Source organism: Bacillus lumedeiriae, from assembly GCF_044891285.1.
Lineage (GTDB): Bacteria > Bacillota > Bacilli > Bacillales > Domibacillaceae > Pseudobacillus > Pseudobacillus lumedeiriae.
In genome coordinates this window covers 21,309-28,805 of record NZ_JAUIYO010000022.1, presented here as the reverse complement: position 1 = coordinate 28,805, position 7,497 = coordinate 21,309, and the positions used below count along the sequence as shown (strand labels likewise).

At 36.6% G+C, this 7,497-nt stretch carries 6 protein-coding genes, 12 tRNA genes and 1 rRNA gene; 15 read left to right on the top strand and 4 right to left on the bottom strand.

Annotation, left to right across the window (positions count from 1 at the left end):
• Positions 1-8: 8 nt before the first annotated feature.
• The 14 genes from rrf (at position 9) to QYG89_RS16095 (ending at position 2,319) form a co-directional block, all read left to right on the top strand.
• Positions 9-124, top strand: a 5S ribosomal RNA gene (gene rrf, locus QYG89_RS16160).
• 43 nt (positions 125-167) lie between these two features.
• Positions 168-242 (top strand) — tRNA-Glu (locus QYG89_RS16155).
• Between the two features lie 5 nt (positions 243-247).
• Positions 248-320 (top strand) — tRNA-Val (locus QYG89_RS16150).
• A gap of 9 nt (positions 321-329) precedes the next feature.
• Positions 330-402 (top strand) — tRNA-Thr (locus QYG89_RS16145).
• Positions 403-413: 11 nt separating this feature from the next.
• Positions 414-489: transfer RNA gene (locus QYG89_RS16140), tRNA-Lys, on the top strand.
• A gap of 14 nt (positions 490-503) precedes the next feature.
• Positions 504-582: transfer RNA gene (locus tag QYG89_RS16135), tRNA-Leu, on the top strand.
• 15 nt (positions 583-597) lie between these two features.
• Positions 598-674 (top strand) — tRNA-Arg (locus tag QYG89_RS16130).
• Positions 675-721: 47 nt separating this feature from the next.
• Positions 722-797 (top strand) — tRNA-Phe (locus QYG89_RS16125).
• A gap of 112 nt (positions 798-909) precedes the next feature.
• Positions 910-984: transfer RNA gene (locus QYG89_RS16120), tRNA-Gln, on the top strand.
• Positions 985-996: 12 nt separating this feature from the next.
• Positions 997-1,070 (top strand) — tRNA-Cys (locus QYG89_RS16115).
• An 11-nt stretch (positions 1,071-1,081) separates the two neighbouring features.
• Positions 1,082-1,155 (top strand) — tRNA-Gly (locus QYG89_RS16110).
• Between the two features lie 15 nt (positions 1,156-1,170).
• Positions 1,171-1,244 (top strand) — tRNA-Ile (locus QYG89_RS16105).
• A 6-nt stretch (positions 1,245-1,250) separates the two neighbouring features.
• Positions 1,251-1,322, top strand: a tRNA-Asn gene (locus QYG89_RS16100).
• A 349-nt stretch (positions 1,323-1,671) separates the two neighbouring features.
• Complete coding sequence (locus QYG89_RS16095) at positions 1,672-2,319, top strand: MerR family transcriptional regulator (RefSeq protein ID WP_404319124.1); 648 nt, start codon at positions 1,672-1,674, stop codon at positions 2,317-2,319.
• 194 nt (positions 2,320-2,513) lie between these two features.
• Here the strand turns inward: QYG89_RS16095 and QYG89_RS16090 are convergent, their stop codons facing one another.
• From QYG89_RS16090 to QYG89_RS16075, 4 genes are all read right to left on the bottom strand, one after another.
• Positions 2,514-3,092, bottom strand: coding sequence for a tyrosine-type recombinase/integrase (locus QYG89_RS16090; RefSeq protein ID WP_404319126.1), 579 nt, complete (start codon positions 3,090-3,092; stop codon positions 2,514-2,516).
• A gap of 382 nt (positions 3,093-3,474) precedes the next feature.
• Complete coding sequence (locus tag QYG89_RS16085) at positions 3,475-4,320, bottom strand: SIR2 family NAD-dependent protein deacylase (protein WP_404319122.1); 846 nt, start codon at positions 4,318-4,320, stop codon at positions 3,475-3,477.
• Complete coding sequence (locus tag QYG89_RS16080) at positions 4,307-5,344, bottom strand: ParA family protein (protein ID WP_404319120.1); 1,038 nt, start codon at positions 5,342-5,344, stop codon at positions 4,307-4,309. The genes QYG89_RS16085 and QYG89_RS16080 overlap by 14 nt, the downstream gene beginning before the upstream one ends.
• 354 nt (positions 5,345-5,698) lie before the next feature.
• Positions 5,699-5,932, bottom strand: a complete 234-nt coding sequence (locus tag QYG89_RS16075) for a helix-turn-helix domain-containing protein (RefSeq protein WP_404319118.1) — start codon at positions 5,930-5,932, stop codon at positions 5,699-5,701.
• Positions 5,933-6,032: 100 nt separating this feature from the next.
• Between QYG89_RS16075 and QYG89_RS16070 the strand changes: the two genes are divergently transcribed.
• Entirely contained in the window at positions 6,033-7,226 is a 1,194-nt protein-coding gene (locus QYG89_RS16070) for a DNA methyltransferase (protein ID WP_404319117.1), read from the top strand.
• Positions 7,227-7,497: the final 271 nt, after the last annotated feature.

The window sequence follows — 7,497 nt, the reverse complement described above, 5'->3', positions numbered from 1 at the left end:
TTATACAGTCTGGTGGCGATAGCGAAGAGGTCACACCCGTTCCCATACCGAACACGGAAGTTAAGCTCTTCAGCGCCGATGGTAGTTGGGGGCTTCCCCCTGTGAGAGTAGGACGCTGCCAGGCACAGCCCCAATAGGGGTTTTTATTTTTGTGTAAATACATAACTGGCCCCTTGGTCAAGCGGTTAAGACACCGCCCTTTCACGGCGGTAACACGGGTTCGAATCCCGTAGGGGTCACCAATCATGGAGGATTAGCTCAGCTGGGAGAGCATCTGCCTTACAAGCAGAGGGTCGGCGGTTCGAGCCCGTCATCCTCCATTTTTTTGTGCCGGTGTAGCTCAATTGGTAGAGCAACTGACTTGTAATCAGTAGGTTGGGGGTTCAAGTCCTCTCGCCGGCATGTTTGGTTTTGAGCCATTAGCTCAGTTGGTAGAGCATCTGACTTTTAATCAGAGGGTCGAAGGTTCGAGTCCTTCATGGCTCACCATTTTCATATGCAGCTGTGTCGGAACTGGCAGACGCACAGGACTTAAAATCCTGCGGTAGGTGACTACCGTATCGGTTCGATTCCGGTCTCGGTACAATTTGAATGTATGCGCCCGTAGCTCAATTGGATAGAGCGTTTGACTACGGATCAAAAGGTTAGGGGTTCGACTCCTCTCGGGCGCGCCATATTTCTTTCAGTAGACTAACCCCTACTGTTAATATATATCTTGTGTGGCTCAGTAGCTCAGTCGGTAGAGCAATGGACTGAAAATCCATGTGTCGGCGGTTCGATTCCGTCCTGAGCCACCATTTTTTTGTTCTTTATTTAATATAGAGGGGTAGCAAAGTGGTTAACGCTTCGGATTGTGGCTCCGATACTCGTGGATTTGATTACCATCGATCGCCCCATACATATGATTAATGGGCTATAGCCAAGCGGTAAGGCAACGGACTTTGACTCCGTCATGCGCTGGTTCGAATCCAGCTAGCCCAGCCATCCAACTTTAAAGGCAGTATAGCCAAGTGGTAAGGCAGAGGTCTGCAAAACCTTTATCACCGGTTCAAATCCGGTTACTGCCTCCAGTTCTAGACAGGCGGGTGTAGTTTAATGGTAAAACCTCAGCCTTCCAAGCTGATGTCGTGGGTTCGATTCCCATCACCCGCTCCATTTATATATATAAATGGGCCTGTAGCTCAGCTGGTTAGAGCGCACGCCTGATAAGCGTGAGGTCGATGGTTCAAGTCCATTCAGGCCCACTTTATTCCGCAGTAGCTCAGTGGTAGAGCAATCGGCTGTTAACCGATCGGTCGCAAGTTCGAATCTTGCCTGCGGAGTTATTTTATTTTTATGGGGAAGTACCTGAGTGCGAGGGTTTTTCCCGTTGTACATAACAATGACGGCTGCCGGTAAAGTTCCGACAGCCATTTTTTCAATTTCAATCCTACATGAAATCATAGATAGATATGAAGAAAGTGCCGTAATCCATGACGGTGCTTTTTTATTTTCAATCATATGAATTGATTGAGTCTCTTGGATATGATCATGTTAAAATAACAGGTGATTGTGGTTTACATGTAGAATGTATAGAACAAGTGGAACACAAAATGTGGAGTATATGTGGTTTGTTGAGTACAAGTGTTTTACAATTGTGCTTTACAAGGTTGCTATAAAAGAGAGGTGTAAATGATGGTGAAGTATTGGAAGATAAGCGATTTTGCCAAGGAGGTTGGCAAACATTCGAATACGGTTGATGGATGGTTCAAGCAACTAGAAGAAAAGCGGATCCATATGATTGGTCGTACTGAGCATGGTGAAAAGGTCTATGACCAGCTTGACTTGGATATCGCTCTATACATAAAAGATAAACGGGATCAAAAGTGGGCGTTGGATGGGATCTTTCATGAGCTGCCAAATCATTTCGAACTTAGACCTGCTATGAAGGAATCGGAGGCTACAAATGTTCCACAAGTGATAGATCTGGAGGCCATGAGAAAAGAGTTTGAGAAGATGGCCAGAGAAATAGCGGAGCAGCAAACTAGGGAAATTAAACAGCAATACGAAGAGCTGCTAAAGCGTCTTCCGCAACCGAAAACAATACAGGAAGAACGCCAGGAAAGAATCACTGAAATGATCACGCGCACAAGAGTAGAGTCCAATCTCAGGGATGAAGCACTCAATATGTGGTCTACAAAGCCAGAAGAAGAGCGCATGATACGTGTAGGATTCTTTAGAAAAGAAGAAGATCGTGACAAGCGTGATCAATTTGTTAGGGATTATATCAATAAGCATTTTGAAGAGAGAATAAAAGAAGAATTTAGTTTAATACCCTAAGTGTAATGATCGTTTTCCTTTCAACAGTATCATGAAGGGCAAACGATCATTGTAGTTTACATGTAGGATATAGACCACAAATGAAACGCGAATTGTGGTCTATATGTGGTTTGTCTACCACATATAAACTACAATTCAATCGATGATTGCTCAGTTAGCGTTAATAATTTATCAATAAGATTTAACGAGGGTTATTAATCAAATACGCTGAAGCGTTTCAATACATTATTTGTTTCCTCGTCTGTAATTCCAATATAACGCAGGGTTATCTCTGGATGCGAGTGGTTTAATATTTGCTGTAGCATGGCTACATCTTTTGTTGCCTTGTAGAACCAGTAGCCGAAAGTTTTTCTTAATGTATGGTTCCCCACGCTTTCCACTCCGGCAAAATCAGCAGCTTTGTTTAGCTGTCGGTAGGATTGAGTTGGAGAGATAGCCTTGTTTCCTTTTCTTGATGGAAAAAGCCAATCACTTTTTAGCTGACTGGCGTAGTTATGTATTTCCTCAAAGCAGTTGCCAATGTAGATCTCCCGGATCTTTTGTGTTTTGCCTTCTTTGACTTTTAGAATTTTTTCTCGTTTGGGCTGCAGTGCGAGAATTTGTTTGGTTTTTAACTTTAGGAGATCCCCGACGCGTAGTCCAGTTTCACATCCGAGAACGAAAAGGATGTAATCTCTTTCTCCGCAAAACTTTTTTAATGCCCATTTCATATCCTCCAATTGCTCTTTGCTGCGGATCGGTTGCACATCTTTGATCTGACTTCCCATTTCCATCACCCCTTTAAAATCAACGTTTTGAATGTACGATTTTTTTGGATGATTCCATTTTAACAGATAAAACGAGGGAAGGTAATAGAATAGAGGAAATGAATGTATGTTTTTAGATAAATTCGTACATTGATTATTAGATGTCATTCTATTATCCTTCAAATTCTATTTACACCTAGTGTAGTCTGTTTAACGTTAAAGTGATTCGGCGATGAACTAATGAATTTTTGTTGTATAACAAAAAATACTAGAATCCAAGCCTGTATCCTGATATGCAAAGTTAAGAGGAAGTACGCCAAAAACAGTGACAATACAGAGATTATCACTGTTTTTTCATTAATATTCAGAGCTTGTCTATTTGAATTCTATGGCTAAAACTTCGACATATCTATACCCGAGCTGCTCTATAGGAGAGTACAGCATCTTTTAAAGCTTCAATGTTAGGAGCCAAGTCAGGATAATCAGGTCCATATTTAAGGGTATTAATATTGTAACTTTCTTTCCAATCTTTTATGATATTTGCATCTACATCATCTAGTGAAACAACGTAATGAGATAAAGTAGATCCGGTTGTTTTATACACATTTTCTAAAAGTAAGTTGATATCTGGATCATTTAAACCACAACCGATAAACAGGATTGTATTAGTAATAAACAGAGCACTCAAGATATTATAGAACTCAGAATACTGTCTTTTAGCTTCGAAGTACTGACGTTTGGTAAATATCATATTACCGATGTCATTAATATTTCCATGAGCTTTTATAATTAACCTTTGATTAGACCTTAAGTTCTCAATAAGGTTATTATCATTATAGTTAATAATGGAATGACCATCACCATAACATGCTTTTTCATATATTTTGTCGAAGTTTGTAGTGATAACAATCTTAGCATCAATATCTGCGATGTCAGTATGTATGCTACTTGGCTGATAATTAGGAGCAGAAAACTCTTTTCTTAAAAAACTAATATATTCATTGTTATCGGAATGGTCGTAAATACATTGTAAGGCCAACAAATAATTTTTTTCTTTAATTAATTTTTTTATAAATTCCTTGTCATTACCTTCCGGAACTAGCGATAGTGATTCTTCTAGAAATATTCCCCAGGTTTTTGGCTTCCTGCCCTCGGCATTTTCTGCTGCTGCTGAAACACCAGAGCCTATAAATATGATACAGCGTCTCTCTGCTAATTCAGTAATTAAGTGTTCGGGCCAATTAATTAGACTCATACTCGACTCCTATGTTACTAAGTATCTTTTTACATACAAGTTCCATAACATTAGCATAATCTTTAATCATTTTATAATGATTTCCAACAACTCCGTCGGATTTTTTTAATTGATGTATAGGTGAGTTACTTGTTTGTGCCAATGGAACTAAGCTAAAGAAATTTGGAATATCTCCAAGATCGCATTCTTGCATTGTAAGGTTATCAGGTAGGAAGTCATTTAAATTCGTTTCCAAGGCATCAGGAATTTGCATTTTTATTTTTTCATAGGCAGCTATGCCTCTTCTTTTACCATTGATAACTTTTGTAATATATTGTTGGACTGAATAACCTGCAAATAAGAAGTTGTTACTTGTATTATTATTAATAAAGTAGTCTGAATGATTTAAATCGGGAAAGTTCTCTTCTAAAATAGATAAGGATGTTTTATAGATGCGTTCCCAAGACTTGATCCATTCTGAGATATTTTCAATACCCATTAAACTAAATACATCGCAACCCATTGGTGTTATAAAATAGTCTGAATTAAGCAAAATACTTCTATTCAGAGCGCCTAGAGATGGACCTACATCAAAAATTGCAATATCATAATCATCGGCAAAATGATTTTTTAATACATTGACCCAGTTAGTTACTCTAAATCCGCCTATATCTCCCGCACTACAATCTTTCCAGCTACTACTTAATTTGTCTTCCAGCAAGGAAAGTTTAGGATGTCCAGGAATAATATCTACACCAAAACGATTAGATTCACCTGAGATGGGAATAGCTCCCAGAGACAGTGAAGCCTCACCTAATGTCAAAGGACGTAGATAGCTCAGTAATGTTGTCTCTAAAGAATCAGGAGCATAAATTTTTTCCCACATTTCTATGTCTAAAATCATCTGTGTAGAATTTGATTGTGGATCCGCATCTATAACAAGCACTCTCAGCCCTTTTTCTATTTGCAAATATGAAGCAATATTTACCGCAAGAGTGGTTTTTCCTACGCCACCTTTATTATTGAAAAATGTAATTGTTTTCATGTTTTATCACCTATGAATTGAGTTGGTTAGTTCAACATTAATGTTTTAAACTTTTATTTATCATTCATTTCAAATTCTTTATACGAATTAATGGGTCTTCCGTTTTGTTTAGACATTACAGTATTTTTTATAAATCGACCGCATATCTCTTTAGATACAATTTAGCACATTTTTTAAGAAGTACTGAACTAATCACGTTTTTTCTGGTTTTTAAATGGTAATTAAATGGTATAGAAAAGAGAATAAAATTGGGACAATTACTTCCACATAAATGCTTTCAAAACTGGACTTTTCTTCATGTATATATGTATATATATGTTCCCTCTGTGTTGTAAACAGTAGAAAACAGCCCCATTAATCTTCAATAAAAGTAAAATCTAGTAAATCTTTTGGTGCTACATTAAGGGCGTTGGCAATTTTTTCTATATTTTCTAACGAAACATTCCTAATACCACGTTCAATGTCTGAAATATATGTACGATGTAGACCACACAAGTAGCCTAGCTCCTCTTGAGAAATATTGTTAGCCATACGAATTTTTCGGACTACTTGACCAAAAAGAAGCCGTATGTTAATCTCATTAGTCATTGTAAAACCCCTTAATATAATTGACGAATTGTTAATGTGAATGATAAAATTGTGTAGTTTATAAGTCTACAGACTATAAGTGACATAAGGAGTTAGATTAATGAGATTTTTTAGCGTCTATGATGTGATTTTTTATGTTGCAAAGGAGCGAGGGCATTCCGAAAAAGATGTTTATGCTTTCTTTCGTAAATTTAAAATTAAGAAAAAAGATATTGAGGAGTATAAAACATCTGGGGTCATTCCATCAGATTTAACGTTAATAGATGCAATTCTTTCGTATACTGAAATGAGTATGATTGAATTAGAATTGAAAATGGGAAGAATACCTAGAGGTTATGAAAAAGTCTTTATAGATAAAACAAAAGATATTGCGGATTTACTTTCAAAAAACAAAAATGAAACCTATCCAATTCTAAATATAAATGTTCCCCCATTTTTTGAAACAGAATTAGGAAAGCTTTATAGTGGTGATTGTGTAGAGCTATTAAAACAAATTCCTGATAATTCAGTGGACTGTGTTTTCGCGGATCCCCCATTTAATTTGGATAAAGAATATGACGAGGGTGTTAATGATCGTTTAAGCTATAGTGATTATATTAATTGGTGTATTAAATGGTTGGATGAATGCGTTAGGGTTCTAAAACCTGGTGGTTCACTATTGATATATAATTTACCCAAGTGGCATACTTACTTATCTAATTATCTTGATCAAAAATTAAACTTTTGGAGTTGGATTGTAGTAGATATGAAACTCAGTTTGCCGATTCCAAATAGACTATCTCCTGCTCATTATAGCTTGTTGCATTATGTGAAGGGATCGAAACCAAAAACCTTTAATAACCAAAGGATACCTCTACAAACTTGTAGACATTGTGGAGGAGAAATAAAAGATTACGGCGGATATAAAAGTAAAATGAATTCAAAAGGTGTTAATGTGTCTGACGTTTGGAGTGACATTTATCCTGTTAGACACAATGGTTCTAAAAATAGAAAGTTTAATGAACTACCTGTTAAATTATTAGATAGAATTATTTCAATGAGTACCAATGATAATGATATTGTATTAGACCCTTTTGGTGGTAGCGGTACAACTTTTGCGGTAAGTGAGCTGTTGAAGAGAAGATGGATTGGATTTGAGTTAGGTAATTGTGAAATAATAAAAAAAAGATTAACTAATAAAGAGAAAGATAAGAAATTACTTGAAAAAGTTTATAAGGAAAAAAATAAACTTTTTCCTGACAAAGTAAAAGAATTGAGACAATCAAATGGTTTTTGGTTATCTGAAGACTTTTAAAAAAATAAAATTAATAATAGTTGAATAGTTATTAAAATAATTAATATTACTTTAATTAAACGAATATTTCTCACTAATCAAAGAAAAATCCCCTTTTTCAACAATAAGGCGTTTAAAAATGGGGTTTTTCTACACTCTGGAGCAAACTCATTAATGAGTTTGCTCTTTTTTTCGGAGGCCAATACAACACAATAGCCTGGTTGAATTTTTGTTGATTGAATTTATGTCTTCATCCTTTGTGTCTCCGAATTCGTGCTGGCAAAAGTGTTGT

Coding starts and splice junctions, on each gene's coding strand:
- QYG89_RS16095 (WP_404319124.1), top strand. CDS start 1,672: ATGATGGTGAAGTATTGGAAGATAAGCGATTTTGCCAAGGAGGTTGGC.
- QYG89_RS16090 (WP_404319126.1), bottom strand. CDS start 3,092: ATGGAAATGGGAAGTCAGATCAAAGATGTGCAACCGATCCGCAGCAAA.
- QYG89_RS16085 (WP_404319122.1), bottom strand. CDS start 4,320: ATGAGTCTAATTAATTGGCCCGAACACTTAATTACTGAATTAGCAGAG.
- QYG89_RS16080 (WP_404319120.1), bottom strand. CDS start 5,344: ATGAAAACAATTACATTTTTCAATAATAAAGGTGGCGTAGGAAAAACC.
- QYG89_RS16075 (WP_404319118.1), bottom strand. CDS start 5,932: ATGACTAATGAGATTAACATACGGCTTCTTTTTGGTCAAGTAGTCCGA.
- QYG89_RS16070 (WP_404319117.1), top strand. CDS start 6,033: ATGAGATTTTTTAGCGTCTATGATGTGATTTTTTATGTTGCAAAGGAG.